Annotated in this window: 23 protein-coding genes; 7 read left to right on the forward strand and 16 right to left on the reverse strand. The window is 41.9% G+C overall.

From position 1 onward, the window contains the following. Positions 1 to 6: 6 nt before the first annotated feature. From rplM to WC848_03540, 9 genes are all read right to left on the reverse strand, one after another. Positions 7 to 399, reverse strand: a complete 393-nt coding sequence (rplM, locus tag WC848_03500) for a 50S ribosomal protein L13 (GenBank protein ID MFA5961718.1) — start codon at positions 397 to 399, stop codon at positions 7 to 9. 4 nt (positions 400 to 403) lie between these two features. Further along, on the reverse strand, positions 404 to 769 hold the full coding sequence (rplQ, locus tag WC848_03505) for a 50S ribosomal protein L17 (protein MFA5961719.1): 366 nt from the start codon (positions 767 to 769) through the stop codon (positions 404 to 406). Between the two features lie 22 nt (positions 770 to 791). Continuing rightward, positions 792 to 1,760, reverse strand: a complete 969-nt coding sequence (locus tag WC848_03510) for a DNA-directed RNA polymerase subunit alpha (GenBank protein MFA5961720.1) — start codon at positions 1,758 to 1,760, stop codon at positions 792 to 794. Between the two features lie 73 nt (positions 1,761 to 1,833). Next, positions 1,834 to 2,469, reverse strand: coding sequence for a 30S ribosomal protein S4 (gene rpsD / locus WC848_03515; GenBank protein ID MFA5961721.1), 636 nt, complete (start codon positions 2,467 to 2,469; stop codon positions 1,834 to 1,836). 91 nt (positions 2,470 to 2,560) lie between these two features. Beyond that, entirely contained in the window at positions 2,561 to 3,046 is a 486-nt protein-coding gene (rpsK, locus tag WC848_03520) for a 30S ribosomal protein S11 (protein ID MFA5961722.1), read from the reverse strand. A 122-nt stretch (positions 3,047 to 3,168) separates the two neighbouring features. Further along, positions 3,169 to 3,555: a 30S ribosomal protein S13 gene (rpsM, locus tag WC848_03525; GenBank protein ID MFA5961723.1), complete on the reverse strand. Its 387-nt coding sequence runs from the start codon at positions 3,553 to 3,555 to the stop codon at positions 3,169 to 3,171. A gap of 33 nt (positions 3,556 to 3,588) precedes the next feature. Beyond that, complete coding sequence (rpmJ, locus tag WC848_03530; protein ID MFA5961724.1) at positions 3,589 to 3,702, reverse strand: 50S ribosomal protein L36; 114 nt, start codon at positions 3,700 to 3,702, stop codon at positions 3,589 to 3,591. Positions 3,703 to 3,834: 132 nt separating this feature from the next. Then, complete coding sequence (gene infA / locus WC848_03535) at positions 3,835 to 4,056, reverse strand: translation initiation factor IF-1 (protein MFA5961725.1); 222 nt, start codon at positions 4,054 to 4,056, stop codon at positions 3,835 to 3,837. Between the two features lie 481 nt (positions 4,057 to 4,537). Beyond that, positions 4,538 to 4,774: a hypothetical protein gene (locus WC848_03540; GenBank protein MFA5961726.1), complete on the reverse strand. Its 237-nt coding sequence runs from the start codon at positions 4,772 to 4,774 to the stop codon at positions 4,538 to 4,540. 94 nt (positions 4,775 to 4,868) lie between these two features. Here WC848_03540 and thrS point away from each other — a divergent pair, with 94 nt between their 5' ends. From thrS to miaA, 3 genes are read left to right on the forward strand one after another with little or no spacing between them, the layout of a single operon-like run. Then, positions 4,869 to 6,614 carry a threonine--tRNA ligase gene (gene thrS, locus WC848_03545; protein ID MFA5961727.1) on the forward strand — a complete coding sequence of 582 codons (1,746 nt, stop codon included), beginning with the start codon at positions 4,869 to 4,871 and terminating at the stop codon, positions 6,612 to 6,614. After that, the gene (miaB, locus tag WC848_03550) at positions 6,614 to 8,080 is read left to right on the forward strand and encodes a tRNA (N6-isopentenyl adenosine(37)-C2)-methylthiotransferase MiaB (GenBank protein ID MFA5961728.1); all 1,467 of its coding nucleotides are present in this window, start codon (positions 6,614 to 6,616) and stop codon (positions 8,078 to 8,080) included. Before thrS ends, miaB begins: the two co-directional genes overlap by 1 nt. Continuing rightward, positions 8,047 to 9,102 (forward strand): tRNA (adenosine(37)-N6)-dimethylallyltransferase MiaA, encoded by a 1,056-nt coding sequence (gene miaA, locus WC848_03555; protein MFA5961729.1) that lies wholly within the window; start codon positions 8,047 to 8,049, stop codon positions 9,100 to 9,102. The genes miaB and miaA overlap by 34 nt, the downstream gene beginning before the upstream one ends. A gap of 154 nt (positions 9,103 to 9,256) precedes the next feature. Here miaA and gatB read toward each other — a convergent pair whose 3' ends face one another. From gatB to WC848_03570, 3 genes are all read right to left on the reverse strand, one after another. Next, complete coding sequence (gatB, locus tag WC848_03560) at positions 9,257 to 10,723, reverse strand: Asp-tRNA(Asn)/Glu-tRNA(Gln) amidotransferase subunit GatB (GenBank protein ID MFA5961730.1); 1,467 nt, start codon at positions 10,721 to 10,723, stop codon at positions 9,257 to 9,259. An 82-nt stretch (positions 10,724 to 10,805) separates the two neighbouring features. Next, a complete protein-coding gene (locus WC848_03565; GenBank protein MFA5961731.1) occupies positions 10,806 to 11,306 on the reverse strand; it encodes a dihydrofolate reductase family protein in 501 nt (166 codons plus the stop codon). 24 nt (positions 11,307 to 11,330) lie between these two features. Next, positions 11,331 to 11,921: an HD domain-containing protein gene (locus WC848_03570; protein ID MFA5961732.1), complete on the reverse strand. Its 591-nt coding sequence runs from the start codon at positions 11,919 to 11,921 to the stop codon at positions 11,331 to 11,333. 86 nt (positions 11,922 to 12,007) lie between these two features. Between WC848_03570 and thyA the strand changes: the two genes are divergently transcribed. From thyA to WC848_03590, 4 genes are all read left to right on the forward strand, one after another. Beyond that, a complete protein-coding gene (thyA, locus tag WC848_03575) occupies positions 12,008 to 12,943 on the forward strand; it encodes a thymidylate synthase (GenBank protein MFA5961733.1) in 936 nt (311 codons plus the stop codon). A gap of 18 nt (positions 12,944 to 12,961) precedes the next feature. Then, entirely contained in the window at positions 12,962 to 13,453 is a 492-nt protein-coding gene (locus tag WC848_03580; protein ID MFA5961734.1) for a hypothetical protein, read from the forward strand. A 246-nt stretch (positions 13,454 to 13,699) separates the two neighbouring features. Further along, positions 13,700 to 14,176 carry a hypothetical protein gene (locus WC848_03585; protein ID MFA5961735.1) on the forward strand — a complete coding sequence of 159 codons (477 nt, stop codon included), beginning with the start codon at positions 13,700 to 13,702 and terminating at the stop codon, positions 14,174 to 14,176. 48 nt (positions 14,177 to 14,224) lie between these two features. Then, on the forward strand, positions 14,225 to 14,656 hold the full coding sequence (locus WC848_03590; protein MFA5961736.1) for a hypothetical protein: 432 nt from the start codon (positions 14,225 to 14,227) through the stop codon (positions 14,654 to 14,656). 67 nt (positions 14,657 to 14,723) lie between these two features. Here WC848_03590 and WC848_03595 read toward each other — a convergent pair whose 3' ends face one another. The 4 genes from WC848_03595 to WC848_03610 all read right to left on the reverse strand — a co-directional run bounded on the left by WC848_03595 (position 14,724) and on the right by WC848_03610 (position 18,097). Then, entirely contained in the window at positions 14,724 to 15,623 is a 900-nt protein-coding gene (locus WC848_03595; protein ID MFA5961737.1) for a deaminase, read from the reverse strand. 12 nt (positions 15,624 to 15,635) lie between these two features. After that, positions 15,636 to 16,283 (reverse strand): adenylyltransferase/cytidyltransferase family protein, encoded by a 648-nt coding sequence (locus WC848_03600; GenBank protein ID MFA5961738.1) that lies wholly within the window; start codon positions 16,281 to 16,283, stop codon positions 15,636 to 15,638. A gap of 40 nt (positions 16,284 to 16,323) precedes the next feature. Beyond that, positions 16,324 to 16,884, reverse strand: a complete 561-nt coding sequence (locus tag WC848_03605; protein ID MFA5961739.1) for an AAA family ATPase — start codon at positions 16,882 to 16,884, stop codon at positions 16,324 to 16,326. 304 nt (positions 16,885 to 17,188) lie between these two features. Then, entirely contained in the window at positions 17,189 to 18,097 is a 909-nt protein-coding gene (locus WC848_03610) for a permease-like cell division protein FtsX (GenBank protein ID MFA5961740.1), read from the reverse strand. Positions 18,098 to 18,143 lie beyond the last annotated feature (46 nt).

Genomic DNA, 18,143 nt, shown 5'->3' on the forward strand with positions numbered 1-18,143 from the left:
TAAGTATTAGTTAGTTGTTCCATTGATCGCGTGAGTGTGCTTATCATCGACATAGATTAAAAGTCGTTTCATCATCTTGTCGCGCAGTTTGTTTTTGCAAAGCATGCCATAGACTGCGTCTTTGATCACTTTTCGAGAATCTTTTTCGATCTGATCATTGAGTGTCGTCGCAGTGATTCCACCTGGATAACCGGAAAAACGGTAATAAATTTTTTTCTCCCCCTTGCCATAGGCGATTTTAACATTGTCCGAGTTGGTCACAACCACGAAATCGCCTCCATCGACGTGTGGAGCGAAATCAACCTTGTTCTTCCCTCGCAAAATCCGAGCAATTTCGGTTGCCATTCGGCCAGGGGTCTTATCTGTCGCATCAAAAAGATGATATTTTCTAGTAATCATAGGTTTAGTAGACGAATTCGATAACGGCAATTCTTGCAGAATCGCTTTTTCTTGGCGCTAATTTAATTATTCTGGTATACCCACTGCTTCTTTTCTCAAATTTATCCAAAAATTCTCCGGTCAGCTTTTTCATCGCCATCGCGGGAATATATTTTTTAAGATCACGAACCACAGCCAATTTTCGCACCGGATCCTTGGCTTTTTTGGCCTTATTGATCAGTCGATCGATCTTACCTTTCAGTTCCTTGGCTTTCGCTTCAGTCGTCTCGATCTTTTCGCGCATGATCAAACTGCCGAGCATCGTACGGAACAATGCTTTTCTTTGATTCATCTCTCGTCCCAATTCCCTTCCCTTATTTTGATGTCGCATAAAATTTTAACTTAGTCTTCTCTTAGTCTTCTTTCTTGAGATTAATTCCAAAGTCTCCGATCGCTTTTTTAATTTCCTTGATACCTTTCGCTCCCATTCCTTCCAATTCTCCCACTTGCACTTCGGTCAATTTAACAATATCAGCAACAGTAGCGATATTAGCTTTTTCCAATACATTCAATGTTCTAGTAGAAAGATTCTTGAGTGCGGTCACTTCCGTTTTGGTCACATCTTCAGTGACAACTTCAGCCACTTCCGCCTCAATTGGAGCTTCGACGACTTCTTCTTCGATAACCTCCTCCACTTCTTTGATTGAAGTTAGAACTGAGAATTGATCACCAAGAATCTTCACGGCTTGAGCGAAAGCGTCTTTGGGTGAGATACTCCCATCAGTCGCCACTTCAAGGATAATCTTTTCAAAATCAGTCCGCTTCCCGACGCGCATATTTTCAATCGTATAGTTCACGCGGCGGATCGGAGTATAGATTGCATCCAATGCAATCATGCCAACTTCTTTTTTATCTCTTTGTTGTTGGTCAACTGGTACATAGCCGATACCATTTTCTACTTCCATTTCCATATCAAATTCACCCTTAGCATTGGTGATCGTCGCAATTGGAGCGTCTTTTGTAATCACTTCCACATCCGTCGGACATTTGATCATTCCGGCAGTGATCACCTTTTCCCCTTTCACACTCAGCGTTACAGTTACCGGCTCATCTTTGTGTGATTTCAGGCGGACTTGTTTCAAATTAAGCACGATCTGGATCACATCTTCCAACACATTAGGGATCGTAGAAAATTCATGTTTCACGCCCTTGATCTTGACAGAAGTGATGGCAGAACCTGGCAATGAAGAAAGAAGCACGCGGCGCAGAGCATTACCTACGGTTGTTCCATAGCCCGGATAACAACCATCAATTTCAAACCTGCCAGTCTTTTCATCGACAGGAATATATTTAGGTTTTTGCGGTAACGTTATTGCTTGCATTTGTTTGTAAAATTTAATAATTAGGGAAGATTTAACGTTAGTTTCTTAGACTTAACGCTCTTCCAAATTTTAATTATCGAGAGTAATATTCCACCACCACTTGAGCATCGACGCCTATTCCAATTTCTTCACGAGTTGGAAGGCTGATCACTTTTCCTTCAAGTTTAGCTGAGTCAAATGAGATCCAACTTGGAAAATCTTGTTTATTCTTAAGTGCTTGATCGATATTTTTGAAATAATTCTTCTGTTCCTTGCCAGCTTTGATACTGATCACCTGTCCGACTTTCACTTCATAGGAAGGGATAGAAACCTTGCGACCATTGATAGCGATCAGTCCATGATTGACCAATTGTCGCGATTGTGCGCGGGAAGCGCCAAAGCCCATCCGATAAACCACATTATCCAGCCGGGTTTCCAAGCGGATAAGCAGCAGGTCGCCTGTTACGCCTTTTTTGCCCTTAACATCACTGAAGTGTTTACGAAATTGTTTTTCCAAAACACCATAGATGCGCTTGATTTTTTGTTTGGCTGCGAGCTGGATACCGTATTCACTGCGGTTTCCCCGCGACATTTTTTTGCCGTGGACTCCAGGAATATAGGCGCGTTTAACCATTCCACATTTTGGACCGTTGCAACGGTCACCTTTGAGGAATAATTTTTCCATCGCTCTGCGACATTTTCGACATTGTGCTTCAGTATCTCTAGCCATATGCTCTTTCTAAATAAATAATTTAACGTATCTCTTTAATCTTTATTATAAATCTTGTCCGCCGTATCCGCCGGCTGGCGGAGCAGGAGGATTAAACTCGACGCGGTTTCTTAGCGCGACAACCATTGTGTGGAATTGGAGTCGTATCTTTGATCATTGTGATTTCAAAACCGTTGTTTGCGAGAGCGCGGATCGAAGCTTCTCGTCCAGAACCAACTCCCCGGACAAAAACTTCCAATTCCTTCACTCCATATTTACGCACTTTTTCTGTCACATTCGCAACAACCTGAGTCGCAGCATATGGAGTGGCTTTTTTAGCACCCTTGAAACCCAAAAGTCCGGATGAGCACCAGCCCAAAACTCCGCCCGTACTGTCAGAAATATTGACCAGCGTATTGTTGTAGGAACATTTGACGGTTGCACGGCCTTTCTGCACTTGCCTTTTGGCCTTTTTAACTTTTTTGGCTTCCGGCTTAACTTCTTCGCCAGCTAGAGTGGAAAGAATCGCCTCATCAGAAATTTTCGCAACTGGAGCAGTCGCGTCTTTGGCCTTTTTTTGTTCTGTATCGTTCGTCATAATAATATAAATCACTTTAGTTATACCCGCCTTCGTAATTTACCTACCCACAGAGATTGGATTTACATCTCTTAGTTTGTCCACTGGATTCCCGCCTTCGCGGGAATGACAACTTTTTATTTCTACGTCTTTTCGGTCTTAACACGGCCAGATCCCATCGTGCGTCGCACATTGCCACGGACGGTTCGGTTATTGGTTTTGGTTCTTTGTCCGCGGACAGGCAAACCTCTTTGGTGCCGCACGCCACGGTAGCATCCCACTTCTTTCAAGCGTTTTACGTTTTCGCGTACTTCCAATTTCAAATCACCTTCAATCTTGATCTTTTTCTCGACATAGCTTCGGATACTGTTCTGCTCTTCTTCAGTCAAATCTTTTGTGCGCTTGTTCTTGTCGATTTTAAGCTCAGCCAAAACATCTCCGGCAGTATTCTTACCAACTCCGTAGATATAGGTGAGGGAAATCTCGATTCTTTTATTGTCAGGCACGTTTACTCCAGCGATTCTTAACATATGATGATTTATGAGAATTGATTAAAAGTTTGCTTAACCCTGGCGTTGTTTATGCTTGGGATTAGAACAAATCACAAAAAGCACGCCTTTTCTTTTGACGGTCTTGCACTTATCACAAATTTTTCTCACAGATGCTTTGACTTTCATAGTTTGTATTATTAATCCTAAAATAAACTCTTACTCTCTTTAGCTAGTAAAACCTTTAAAATTTTCACCAGCGAGCTCGTCACGCCGTAGTTCTGAGTACCCTCAGAACGAAGGAGGAGTATTTTCAAATTTTTATTTAAGCCGTTGAACGACTCGACCTTTAGTCAGATCATAGGGACTCATTTCGACTAGCACGCGATCGCCTGGGATAAGTCGGATATAGTTCACGCGCATCTTGCCTGAGATATAGGCCAGAATTTCATGATTATTAGGCAGCTTAACTTTGAAAGTCGCGCTGGGCAAAAGCTCAACGACCACACCTTCTAATTTTACTACTTCTTTGTCTTGTGCCATAAGATATTGTTGGACATAAAACTAAGCATAAAAAAATAGACGGAATTTCTCAAAGCGTCAAAACCAAAAGCATTTTAGCTTTTAGTGATTACCCTTCGAGAAAAAGAGATGGTCCAAGTTCTTGCAGTCTAGATTTCCCTCTATTTGGACTAATATTTAGTTTTGTAATGTCTTTAACTATATTAGCGACTTTTCATTTGCTTGTCAATAGCCAAGCATATTTGACGATTTTACCGTAAAGCATTATACTAAAGACACAAAAATCCGATGAAGCGTTGACGTGGACTCACCAACCACCGAGTTTCTGCCAAAAGCTGGCAAAACAGCTTAACTAAAGTGTCCCGCCTTGGGCGGGGAAATTGAGTGGAACCGCGGAGATTACTTTTAGAAATAAAAGCAACCCGTCTCAAGCATCTGTTTTTAAGTTTAGAAAGGCCATGATAGGCTTTTCTGAAAACAGACTTTGAGACGGGTTTTTTGTTTAACAATGGAGATAGGGCGCGGGTGGTAAGTTATCCTCACCACACTTTATGCAAACACCCTTCAGGACGATCCGAATTGGTTCCCCAGAATCACCCATCTGAACCACGTGGAAAGTTTCATAGGCACCTCCGCGAGACTCTACTTCACCACAACGCGGACACATCCATTCAACGCCAGAGGGTAATTCCATTTCTCCCCCTTTAAAAAGAATCCCAACTGGAATTATCGTCGCCATACTAACACCTCCCTCTTTTATTGATAAACAGATTATTTTTTCAAAAAAACTAAGTCAGTACAAGAATAATTATTAATAACACTAAACAAATCATATGTCAACCGAACAAAAGAACGAAAAAATAGAAATATTGCGCCACTCGACTTCCCATGTCTTGGCGGCGGCGGTTTTGGAAATGTTTCCTGAGGCAAAATTTGCCATCGGTCCAGCCATCGAAAATGGATTTTACTATGATTTCGATCTGCCAAGAACTCTTATTCCCGAAGATTTAGAAATTCTAGAAGAAAAGATGCGCGCCATCATCAAGGCCAATCATCCATTTGAGCGAGCAGAAATTTCGATTGCGGAGGCAAGAGCGGATTTTGAAAAATTGGGGCAATTCTATAAAGTCGAATTGATCAATGACTTAGCCAAAGCGGGCAATGAAAATGTTTCGGTCTATAAGTCCGGCCCTTTCGTTGATCTTTGCTCGGGACCACACTTAGATTCCACCGGCGAAATTCCGGCCGACGGATTTAAACTAACAAAAATTTCCGGCGCCTATTGGCGCGGGGATGAGAAAAATAAACAACTGCAACGGATATATGGCGTCGCCTTTTCCAATAAATCTGAATTGAAAGATTATCTGCATATGATTGAAGAAGCGGAAAAAAGAAATCACGTCAAGCTCGGCAAAGAGTTAAGACTGTTTTCCACACATCCAGAAGGACCAGGTTTTCCATTTATCCATCCCAAGGGCATGTTGATTTGGAATGAATTGATCGGATATTGGAAGGAAGAGCACACAAAAGAAGGTTACCAGGAGATAAGCACTCCAATCATCTTGAACAAGGCTCTGTGGGAAAAAAGCGGACATTGGGATCACTACAAAGATAATATGTATTTTACCAAAATTGATGATGCTGATTATGCAGTAAAACCGATGAACTGCCCGGGAGGAATTTTGGTCTATAAATCCGACCTGCACAGCTACAAAGAATTTCCCCTCAAACTGGCAGAAATCGGGCTGGTCCATCGCCATGAACTTTCCGGAACTTTGAACGGCCTTTTCCGTGTGAGAATGTTTCGTCAGGATGACGCGCACATCTATTGTATGGAAAATCAGATCAAGGACGAGATTAAAAAGTTGATCGGCCTCATCGATAGGATCTATGGAACCTTTGGCCTTTCTTATCACATGGAACTCTCCACCCGTCCGGAAAACTCGACTGGCACCGATGAGATGTGGAAAACAGCGGAAAATTCCCTGAAAGAAGCGCTGGCGGAGATAAAAGCAGATTATAAATTAAATCCTGGCGATGGTGCTTTCTATGGACCAAAAATTGATTTTCACATCAAAGATGCCATCGGTCGCACCTGGCAATGCGGAACGATCCAGCTGGATTTTTCCATGCCGGAAAGATTCGAACTGACCTACATCGGAGAAGATGGAAAAGAACACCGTCCAGTCATGCTTCATCGAGTCATCTATGGCGCAGTCGAACGTTTTATGGGCATCCTCATCGAACACTATGCCGGCGCGTTCCCAACTTGGCTCTCTCCCGTCCAAGTTATGATCATCCCGATCTCTGAAAAATTCAATGACTATGCTAAATCTATCGGGACGCAATTCATTGCATCTAATGTCCGCGCCTCCATCGACGATTCTAACGAATCCCTCGGCAAACGCATCCGCCTGGCGGAAAAACAAAAAATCCCCTACATCTTGGTTGTAGGAGAAAAAGAAATGACCGACGGATCGGTTGCAGTTCGCAAACGTGGAGAAGAAAAGAAGCAGGAGATTTTGAAGGTTGACGAGTTTTTGGAGAATGTGAAAAAGGAAATTGAAGAAAAGAAATAATGCCACCAAAAACCTATTTTATCAAAACCTTCGGCTGTCAAATGAACATCTCGGATTCTGAAAGAATCGCCGGCCTCTTGGAAAGACCTCACCCCAACCCTCTCCTTAGTAAGGAGAGGGGGCTTAAATTAGCAAAAAATATTAACGAGGCAGATTTAGTTATTTTCAACACCTGCGGAATCCGCCAAGCCGCGGAAAATAGAGCCTACAGCATTATTCATACCTTACGAAAATCACGACCAAAAATAAAAATTATTCTCACTGGCTGTCTCGCCAATCGCAAGGATGTTCAGGAAAGATTAAAAGATAAGGTTGATTTGTTTTGTGAAATTAAAGATTTTATAAAATTGGAAAATTGGATCATTAGAAATTGTTTAGAAACCTTGCCTACCGGCAGGCAGGTTAGAAATTCGAAATTAGAAATTTTAGCACAAAAAGATGCTCTTCAGCGCGATAAAAATATAAACTATCTTTCCACTCTACCCAAGCATACCAACAAGCACCAAGCGCTTGTGCCGGTAATGACCGGCTGTAACAATTTCTGCTCCTATTGCGTCGTGCCATATGCTCGAGGACGAGAAGTTTCAAGGCCAGCTGAAGAAATAATCAACGAGATAAAAACTCTCATCAAAAACGGTTGCAGAGAAATAACGCTTTTGGGGCAGAATGTTAACTCATACAATTACTCATCGCGCTCTAAATCCGAAGCCCTAGAAGCTAATGTGGTTTCTACACTAGATTCCCGCCTGCGCAGGAATGACAATAATACAATAACCTTTCCTAAACTGCTTCGAAAAATCGAAAAAATCCCCGGGCATTTTTGGATCCGGTTTATGTCGTCGCATCCGAAAGATTTTTCTGATGAACTCATTGAGACGATTGCTAAATCAAAAAAGGTTTGCGAACACATTCATCTGCCGATCCAAGCTGGATCAGATAAGATTCTTGCTGCCATGAACCGCAAATATACCGCCCAACACTATTTAGGTTTAATCAAAAAAATTCGCACTGCTTTCAAAAAGTTCAAACCCGATGCGCCCTATTCCATCACGTCAGATATTATTGTCGGTTTTCCTGGCGAAACCAAAAAAGATTTTCTCGAAACGGCAAGGATTATGGAAAAGGTAAAATACGACTTGGTCTATTTCGGCCAATTCTCTCCCCGCCCCGGCACAGTCGCTTGGAAATTGAAAGATAGTGTTTCAAAACAAGAAAAATCCCGCCGTGAAAAATATTTGAATGAAATTTTGGCTCGTACGACTTTTGCCAAGAATAAAAAATATGTCGGTAAAATTTTGGAAGTTTTGGTAGACTCAGAAAAAAATGGATTTTATTTCGGACGCACTCGTTCAGGAAAAGATGTCAAAATAATCACCGACCAAAAAAACCTAACTGAGAAATTTGTAAAAGTTAAGATCACTAAGGCTAATATATGGAATCTAGAAGCTCGTTTGCTGGAAAAGTAGGAAATAATAAAATAATTGTCATTCTTGGCCCCACCTCCTCCGGAAAATCTTCCGTTGCGATTAAACTCGCCCAGAAATTTAATGGGGAAATCATTTCGGTAGACAGCCGACAGATTTATCGTGGGATGGATATTGGAACGGGAAAAGTCACAAAAGCGGAGCAAGCACTCGCCAAGCATCATATGCTCGACGTTGTTGGTCCAAAAACTAATTTCAGCGCAGCGCAGTTCAAAAAATATGCAGAAAAAATAATTGCCGATATTTTGAAACGCGGAAAAGTTCCCATCCTCTGTGGCGGCACCGGTTTTTGGATCAAAGCTTTGGTCGATGATGTGATTTATCCTGAAGTAAAACCGGACTGGAAACTGCGAGAAGAATTAGGTAAAAAATCTGCAGAGCAACTTTTTGTGATGCTCAAAAAACTCGATCCGGTTCGCGCGAGAAATATTGATGCTAAAAATCCTGTCCGCCTAATCCGAGCGATTGAAATCTGCAAGACATTAGGCAAGGTACCATTACCGATACGAAACAACGAAACAAATGCGAATCTGCGAACTAATTCACAAATTCGCAATTTCGTAGATTCGGATAAATTCGCCTGCCTGCCGGTAGGCAAGGCAGATTCGCATCGGTTTCATGATTTCCTGCAAATCGGAATTTCCTTGCCCAAGAAAAAACTGCACAAAAACATTGAAAAAAGACTGAAGCAAAGATTCGGGGAAGGGATGATTGAAGAAGTGGAAAGATTGCACAGTGAGCAAAAAATCAGCTGGAAAAAAATGGAAAGTTTCGGCCTGGGTTATCTTTGGATTGCCAAATTCTTACAAAAACAACTCCCGAAAGAGGAGCTGTTTTCCAAAGTCTATTTTTCTGAAAAAGATTATGCTAAGCGCCAGATGACGTGGTTCGGGAAAGATGAGAGAATTATTTGGCTTGAGAAGTATAGTGAGATTGAAAAAAAAGTAGAAAAGTTTATACGTGTCATTCCCGCAAAGGCGGGAATCCAGGCACCTCAGGCTTAATATAGGGAAAAACCAACTATTAAAATTCGAGACTTACTAAAATATAGAATTGATTGCACTTGTAATTCGAATTTCTAGATTCTATTACTGAAGGAACCTGGATTCCCGCCTTCGCGGGAATGACACAGCGACAAAACAACATCAAATTTCTCGCTCACAACTTCTTCCGCAACAGCTCTTCCGCCACTTGCGGATTAGCTTTGCCTTTAGACACCGCCATCACTTGCCCAACTAAAAATTTCAGTGCGTTTTCTTTTCCCGCTTTGAAGTCTGCGACAGATTTTTCATTTTTTGCAAGGACTGCGTCGACGATATTTTCCAGCTCGCCTGCATCGCTCATTTGGATCAAATTTTTCGCCTCAATTATTTGCGATGGATCACCGCCAGTTGCATACATTTCCGCCAGGACTGTTTGCGCTCCGGAAGAACTGATCTTGCCTTCGCCGATAATAGCAATCAGTTCGGCATAATTTTCCGGCGTAATTTTCAAATTTTCTATTCCTTCGCCGTTAGTCATCAGATGCTTTCGCAACTCTCCGACAATATAGTTAGCGGAAAGTGCCAAGCATTTTTCGAGCGTAACGGAAAATTCTTTGCAATCAATTTTCTCCTTAATTTCACTAACGACATTTTCAAAATAATCTGCGAGAGCCGGATCAGTCGTAAGGACTAAAATTGCATCATCGGCGAGAGCATATTCCTCCTTGAAACGCTTCACTTTCTGATCAGGCAATTCCGACAATTTTCTTTTCAGCTCCTTTGCGTATCCTGCATCAAATTGAAATGGCGGGATATCCGGTTCAGGAAAATAGCGATAGTCATGCGCCGATTCTTTCTTGCGTTGAGAAATTGTCATATTACGATTAGAATCCCAACCGCGGGTTTCCTGGACAATCTTCTCGCCTTTTTCCAACGCTTCCGTCTGTCGCTGGATCTCATAAGCAATCGCTTTTTCCACAAATTTGAACGAGTTGATGTTTTTCACTTCCACTTTCGTCCCGGACAGTTTTTCTTCACCTGCTTTGTATAAAGATAAATTAACTTCGCAACGCATATGCCCCTTTTCCATATCCGCGTCCGAAATCTTGAGATACCGACAGATCTGTTGCAACTTCTGGCAAAACACGCGCGCCTCTTCGGCAGTTTCGATGTCCGGTTCCGTCACAAGCTCCATAAGTGGCACACCCGCGCGATTAAAATCAACCAAAGAATAATTCACGCCTTTGGGATGAACCAATTTTCCCGTGTCTTCTTCCAAATGAATTCGTGTCACTCCGATTTTCTTCCCCAAGACATCCAGATGCCCTGCTTCGCAAAATGGCTGGTCATATTGAGAAATTTGATAGCCCTTGGGAATATCGGGATAGAAATAGTTCTTACGGTCAAATTTAGAGTCTAATCGCAACTGACAATTCAAAGCCAACCCAGCCAATTGCACAAACTCAATCGCTTGGCGATTCGGCACAGGAAGCGTCCCGGGTTGCGCCGTGCAAACTGGACAAATGTTGATATTTGGCTCGGTTTCCAATCCGAGTCCGTTTTTGCACGTACAAAACATCTTAGATTTAGTTTTCAGTTCCACATGGATTTCCATGCCGATGACGGGGGTGTATTTACTCATATAATCAAAATTTATTACTGATCAACTTTTTTCATACTAACTGAAAACTACGGATAAATCAATTCTGGCCAAAAAGTTTCTTTTAATATAAAACGCTGTATTTCAAGACCACGGAGTTAGTATTGATCTTCTCAATGCTATTTAGCTTCAACTCTGCATCAAAATCACCCTTAAACAGCGAGAGTCCATCGCCAAATATTTTTGGCTCAATTGTAATCCAGATTTCATCGATTAATTTACGCTCCAAGAAAAGCCCGTTGATAAAAGCGCCACCGCCAAGAATCGCCGACTCATATCCCAAGCCTTCCAACTCTCCAATAACCGCTTCTGGCTCGCCCTTGACCCACTTCACGCCTTCAATTGTTTTTGGGTTTTCTTCCAAAGTGAAAACCACATTCAAACGCTCTTTCAGCGGAGAAGGAAAAGTGAAAAAAGTCTTATCCCCCATGATTACAACACCGGCTTCTTTGGAAGCTTTTTGAAATAATTTTTTATCCTCTCTGCTTGTCCAATCAGGAAAATGATCGCTGGACTTGGCAATTTTGCCATCCAATGTCATCGCCATCATCATTATTACTTTCATAAATAAAATTCTACTTTAAATTTGTTATTTATTCCAATCACTTGATCGATATCTATTCTGCTTCGAATTTGCATGCCAACTATTTACATCACTAAGATAAATTTCCTTAAAGATTTTTTTAGCAGTATTTGTAAACAATTTCGGAGGAATCACTTTCTTTCGCCCCCCTACTTTTGATTGAAAGATTTTTTCATTAGCATCTTTTTGCTCCATCAGCTCCAAATCTATGTCTAGATTATCTGCGTCTTTGACAATTTTTGCTTCAATCGTTTCTCTTTTTTCCATTTCTTTGAACAGTTCCATGAATTCTTTTTCAAAAGTAGTCCCAGCGAGCGTGTCCTGGACTGCTTGTTCTTCATTTCTTTTGACATATTGTCGCGACATATAGTCCACATCCATCGACCGGCTTTCGGAAATATCATGGGAAAGTGCCAGTTTCATTATCCGTTCATGGTTACCCCTTTTTTCTTTCTTGGCGATGAGAAGGGCCAGCCACATTACCCGAAAGGTATGCTCCGTGTCGTTAGCTACTTTGGTCAAAAAAAACCGCTGCCAAGCCCTTTGCATAAATCTCATCCGTCCCACTTCAAACAAAAAATCGATATCCCTTTGCATTGCATTCAACTTAAAGATTATGTATAATCCATATACTAGCACATTTGGACTAGCCAGTAAACTTGTTAAATATTTAACTTCAATATATGCCAACATTTAGTGACATTGTGCCCATGAAGCCCTTCGCGGAAAGAACGCCAGATGAGCAATATAAAAATATGCTCCGGGATGTTTTGGAAAACGGTGTAGAAGCAATTTCTCAGCAAGGCACTAACGCCCTAACCAGAATTGGCTCAATTCCGATGCGCTTTAAGCTAGAAAATGGCTTCCCAGTGATAACCGAACGCAATATGAACCCAACAATGGCCACACTCCCGGTCACAATCTGGCAACAAGCGATTGGCGAGATTTGTGGTTTCATTAACGGCGCTCGGACTGTCGAAGAATTGGAAAAATATGGTTGTTACTGGTGGGATATGTGGTGTACAGAAAAAAAATGCTCCAAGCGCGGTCTCCCCACGGGAGATTTAGGACCAGGCTCATATGGCGCCGCATTTCATGATTTTCCTACGAGCGAAGGAACGCCTTTCAATCAATTTCAACATATCGTTGAACAAATTAAAGAAGAACCACAACTGCGAACGCATTTTATCTCTCCCTGGATCCCGCAATACACAGGACGAGGAAAAGGCAAGACCCAAAAAGTAGTCGTTTGCCCATGCCATGGCTGGATCAATATCCGCATTGTTAATAATAAGCTCACCCTGCACATGATGCAACGCTCAGGAGACACGCCAATTGGTGTGCCGTCTAATATGGTGCAATATGCCGCCCTCACAATGATGCTGGCTCACGTCACGGGCACTGAGGCCTATGAATATGTCCACACCATCTCTGACGCCCATATCTTTGTTGATCAAATTTTTGCGGTAGAAAAAATGCTTGAGCGCGAATCACGACCACTCCCGACAATGAAAATCAATACAGAAAAAACAAATTTATTCGATTTTCGCCGAGAAGATTTCGAACTTTCTGATTATAACCCACATCCGGGCATCAAAGGCATTCCTGTCGCGATATAAAATATTTAAGAAAAATATATGGCCAGCAAAAAATATACGGAAAAAGAAAAAAAGGGTTACCTGGATTTCAATCATGCCAGAACCCCAGAACAGATTGAGCTGATGAAAAAAATTGTGGAAGATGGCGTTTGTCCATTTTGCCCAGAATATCTGCTTAAATATCATCCCAAGCCAATTCTCAAGGAAGGCAAGTGGTGGTATGTTTCAGAGAATATGAGCCCCTATGAAGGCACAAGAGTGCACCTCATGTTTTTCTATAAAAAACACACTAACCTCACCTCCGAAATTGACCCGGAAGCGGCCAAGGAACTTTTTGAGCTGATTGGTTGGGCAGAGAAGGAATATGAAATGGAGGGGGGCTCATTTTTCGTGCGCTTTGGCAAAAGCGAATACACTGGCGGAAGTGTCGATCACTATCATGTCCAACTGCTCGTCGGCAATGCCAAGGGAACTGACGCAGAATATGACAAATTGAAAGTAAAATTAGGCTACAAAAAGCTCCTAAAGTAAACTCGATTTTTCAAAGCACCCTGCCATGCAGGGTGTTTTTGGTTGACAAAAGGATGAATATCCGCTATCCTACAGCATAAAGTTCATTAAGAAATATACGCTCAATTCGTCAATAGATTCATGTTGATTGAAGAGTTTATCATATTTTTAGTTTGTCGGTTTTTAACCCGAGAAGGATTCAAATGTGAATCCGATTATATTGGTCAAAAACATCTACGAAGGAGACACGACATGAAGAAAGAAAATGTGCCCAAAGGAGTTGATTTATCAACGATCCGCTCAAAAAAACAACTCGCAGCAACCCTGTCGGCAGAATGCCCCTGGTGCAAGTCCGATCATGACCAGGAAAGTCCCTTGATCATAAATCTGGGACTCGTAAAGATCAGGTACAACGTTTTTGAAAAACCCTCCAGGGATATGTTCATCATTCACACCGTCAAACACGTTTCCAGGAGAGAATTAACAAAAGAAGAGGCCTTCCAATTGATTCAGGCAGAAATCTGGCTGCTTGACAACTGGCATTGGGAGATTCAAGGATGCAGTATTATCCATCGCGTTAATGGTCTCAACTGCAACGCAAGTTCCGTTCCGGACAAGCATTATTTTAAGATGCTCGTGGCACCAGATGGAACCGGCAGCCCTGTCTACGAAACCTTGTTCAAGGATAACTCACTGGAAGCCGTGGCTCGCCGAAAGGAAAGAGCCGAAAATTTTTTTAAATAAAAAACACTTACAAAAAAGCGAGGATGATCCATGAAACGTGCATTTGAGATGGCAACACCGTTGGCCCTGCTGACGCGTGATGAACTCGGGTATTATCTCGGATTAAACCCCCAAAAACTCACCGCCCTGAAACTTCTAGGCGAGGACACCGCCGAAAACATTGGTACTTTTTTTGAGGCCTTCGTCAAAGGAAACGCCGTGATAATCCAGATGCCAGGTAAAGAGGAAAGGGAGTTGTTGTCCGATTTACAATTCCACCCCGCAAGCGATCATCGCCTGGAAAGAAAAGATTTGGCGTTTTTCGATGTCATGCCCGAAGGAATTTTTTTGACCAAACAAAGCTCAGCGGTTTTCACTTTGATCTGTGAGGCAGGACGAATGTTCTGGAAGCGTGTAGACGGTGGAGAAGACAACGTAGAAGAAATAACGGAAAGTGTTGTCTTTCTATGCAAACCGGCAAAATCGGCATCAGTCCAATAAGCTTAACGCTATATCAATAGCAACCACCACCCCCAAGGATACTTGGGGGCCATTTTTTTAGAAGGTTCTATTTTTCATACGCCACATTCCCCAAATCTTTTTCTTGTGGCAATTCCATATCAACCAAGATTATTTCCACCCCTTTTTCTTTCAAGATGCTTTCTCCATCGAGAACTCCATAGCCGATGTTGTAATAAAGTTTTTTGATTCCGCTGTAGGCGATTGACTTGGCGCACGGCGGGCAAGGAAAGTGGGTCACATAGATGCTTGCCCCCTCAAGACTAATCCCCTGTCTGGCCGCTTCTGCAATAACTGCCGCTTCAGCGTGAATGGCCGTTGAAAGATCGAGATGCATGCCCTTATGAAAGCCACTGCGCGGATCTCCGTTCACAAATGGCATATGTTCTGACGGAACATGATGATTACAAGCAGAAAGAATTATTTCTCCGTCTTTCACAACGACGCTACCAACTCTGCGCCACCAGTCCGAACTCTCTTTCGACGCATCATTAGCCAAAAGCATCAGTTGCTTGTCAAACTTAGCTTGTGAAATTTTTATGTCAGGATTGACGGGAAATTCCCGCACAGTATTGTGTTTATCCCAACGTAAAAAAATTGCATCAAAAATCACTTTTTTATCGGAAAAATATTCCTTAGCAAGGGTGCGCATAATATCCTCGTTAGGCATGATAATTTCCACTTCTTCCTTCTGGAACTGCTCTAGCTTTTTTTCGTCCAAAACTCGCACTTCGTCAAAAACCCCTAGAGACTCAACCGCTTTTTGCATCTTTTTTGGATCAAGAGCGCGAATTTCTTTGTAAAGGTAATCAAATTTTGAAATCAACTCTGACCCAAAAATATAGAGCTGGGCATCTTTATATTTTTCAAAAAAACGCAAATAACCCGCGTGAAGCACTGGGACGTAGGCGATGATTATTTTCTTTAATTTTTTATTTTCCGTGTCCATATTTTTAGTTTATTACTCTTTTGTAGGATCCTTTTTCTTTTTCTCTTCCTTGATTTCACTTAAGGACCGTTCAATTGCTTCAAGAATCCGTGGCGTCAATTTTTCCTCTAATTTCTTGGCAGTTGAAATTTGCAAGCGGCGAATTTTGGCGCTAGTGGAAGTAGTTGCTTGTGGCTCAAGCACGACTATTTTTCCACAAAATTCATTTAATTCTTCCAATTGTTTTTTATTATAAGTTTCTTGGGTGGCGATAAGAACATCCGGCTTCACCATTTTTGTCATTTGCCACTTTGGAGCGTTATGTGGTTTCAGAACAACCAAATCGACATAGCGCAAATGCGCCACCATTTCCATTCTTTCATTTTGCGGTACAATTGGGCGATCTGGTCCCTTTCTGATCCTAATTTTCTTATCATCATCCACTCCGACCACTAAAATATCCCCGTGCTTTTTCGCTTCCATAAAATATCTAGCGTGTCCGATATGCACCATATCCCAAGATCCCATCGTGAGAACGATTTTCATTCCTAGTCCCTTGCAATGGCTAATAGCCGCTTCCAATTCCTCGGGATCCAAGATGCACTTACCGCCGAATAGTCCCTTGGGTTGAACGATTTTTTCCTTTTCAGTTCCCTTTTCTTTCTTTTTCATTTTACGCATAGTCTCTTTGATTAGCCGATTAATCCAGTCCCCCAGAAAATTATTTCTTTAAATCTTCGATAATTTTATCCACTTGATGATATAACTCCAAAAATGTGCTTTCATTATTAACCACGAAATCGGCATAATTTTTCAAATCTTTAATCTGTGATTCAGCTTCTTTTTCATTGTCAGCGACAAACTCCGCATAGGTTTTTTGGGCGTCATCACTGTTTTCTCTCCGCTTAGTAATGCGATGATAACGAGTGTCCAAGTCCGCTTCGATATAGACCAGCTTAAAACCCGGGAGGCTTTTGAGATATTTGATGTCTGCCATCCGGCGCACGCCATCAATCACGATCACTTGATGCACATCCGCTTCCACATCATGACAAACTACGCGAGACAAAATGTCACCGTCAAAATTATCCCGAAAAAGTGTGGAAATTTTTTGCAAATTTTCCCGACTTTCTTCCAGATGCATCCGACGCGCCACATCTCGCAACGATGTTGAAAAGCGATGCGCACTGCCGTTATGCGTCTCTGTGATATGTTTGGCTATCGTGCCTTTGCCACTGGCAATTTCTCCCGCAATACCTAAGATGATTTTCATGAGTTTCATTTTTTACCGTGTCATTCCCGCGAAGGCGGGAATCCAGGCTCCACTAGTTATAAATTACGAACAATCAAATTATGAATCCTCTAACTTCCCTTTACTAACCAGTAAATTCTGTTTTTCTTTTGCTTGAAACCTGAGGTGTCTGGATCCCTGCCTTCGCGAGCCTGCCTGCCGGTAGGCAGGGATGACACAAGAAAGAAAACAAGTATGTAACTCTTCTATTTTACCCCTCTTTCCCGCTCTCGTCAAAAAAGAAAAGGCCACCGAGAACGTCCCCGATGACCCCTTTTTCAAACTTGTCAAATACCTAAATTTTCAAATATTTTCGAATCGCAAACCAGCTACTGAGCGTTCCCAAAAATGCTCCGACTAAAACTTGCATGCCAAAAATTAGGGCGAAATTAGAATAATAGAGGGAAAGCATACTGACACTAGGAATGAGATGATTTGTAAAGCCTTGCGCGGATTTGAGCACGACAAAAAGCAAAAGCATCGAAATGACTGAAGCAACAAAACCATAGATGATACCTTCGAAAATGAACGGCAGGCGGATATAGGTATTGGAAGCACCGACCAAGCGCATCACTTCCACTTCTTTGCGATGAGTGTAAATTGTAATCCGCACTGTGTTAGAAATGATCAGGAGCGAGATTAGTGAAAAAAGTCCCGCCACGCCCAGACCAATTTTGCGCACCTCTGCTACAATGGAATTCAAGCGATCAATTACCTCTTTGTTTTTGCCATAATTGATCCGACTGATATCATCCTTAAAGGAAGCATTTTGCAGATATTGACCAACTAGTTCATATTGATTAGGATCATTGGCTTGGATGACTAGATACGAAAGCAAAGGATTGTCCCCAATCTCATCCAAGGACTGCAAAATTGTCGGCTCGTTGGCACTATTTTTCTTGAAATTTTCCAACGCTTGCTCTTTCGTCACATATTCCACTGATTTAATCTCACTAAAATTTCCCAGATCTTGTTTAGCCTTCAAGATGGAATCTTCCGAAACACTAGCCTTAAAAAAAACGCTGACGTTAACCTTCTCCTGCATATTTTCAAGAACATTGTTCGCCGTGAGGACAATAATGAAAAGCGAGCTGACCGTGAAAAGTGAAAGAAGCATCACACTAACCGCCGCCACACTCAAATAACCATTACGCAAAAAATTGACCCACCCACTTTTGATTGTTCTCCCTAAAGTTAAAAGCATAATATTTTTATTATTAATTCTGAATGCGCCAAATACGCAAGCCTTT

Source organism: Parcubacteria group bacterium (assembly GCA_041659505.1).
In the GTDB taxonomy this organism is placed as follows: domain Bacteria; phylum Patescibacteriota; class Minisyncoccia; order Moranbacterales; family UBA2206; genus UBA9630.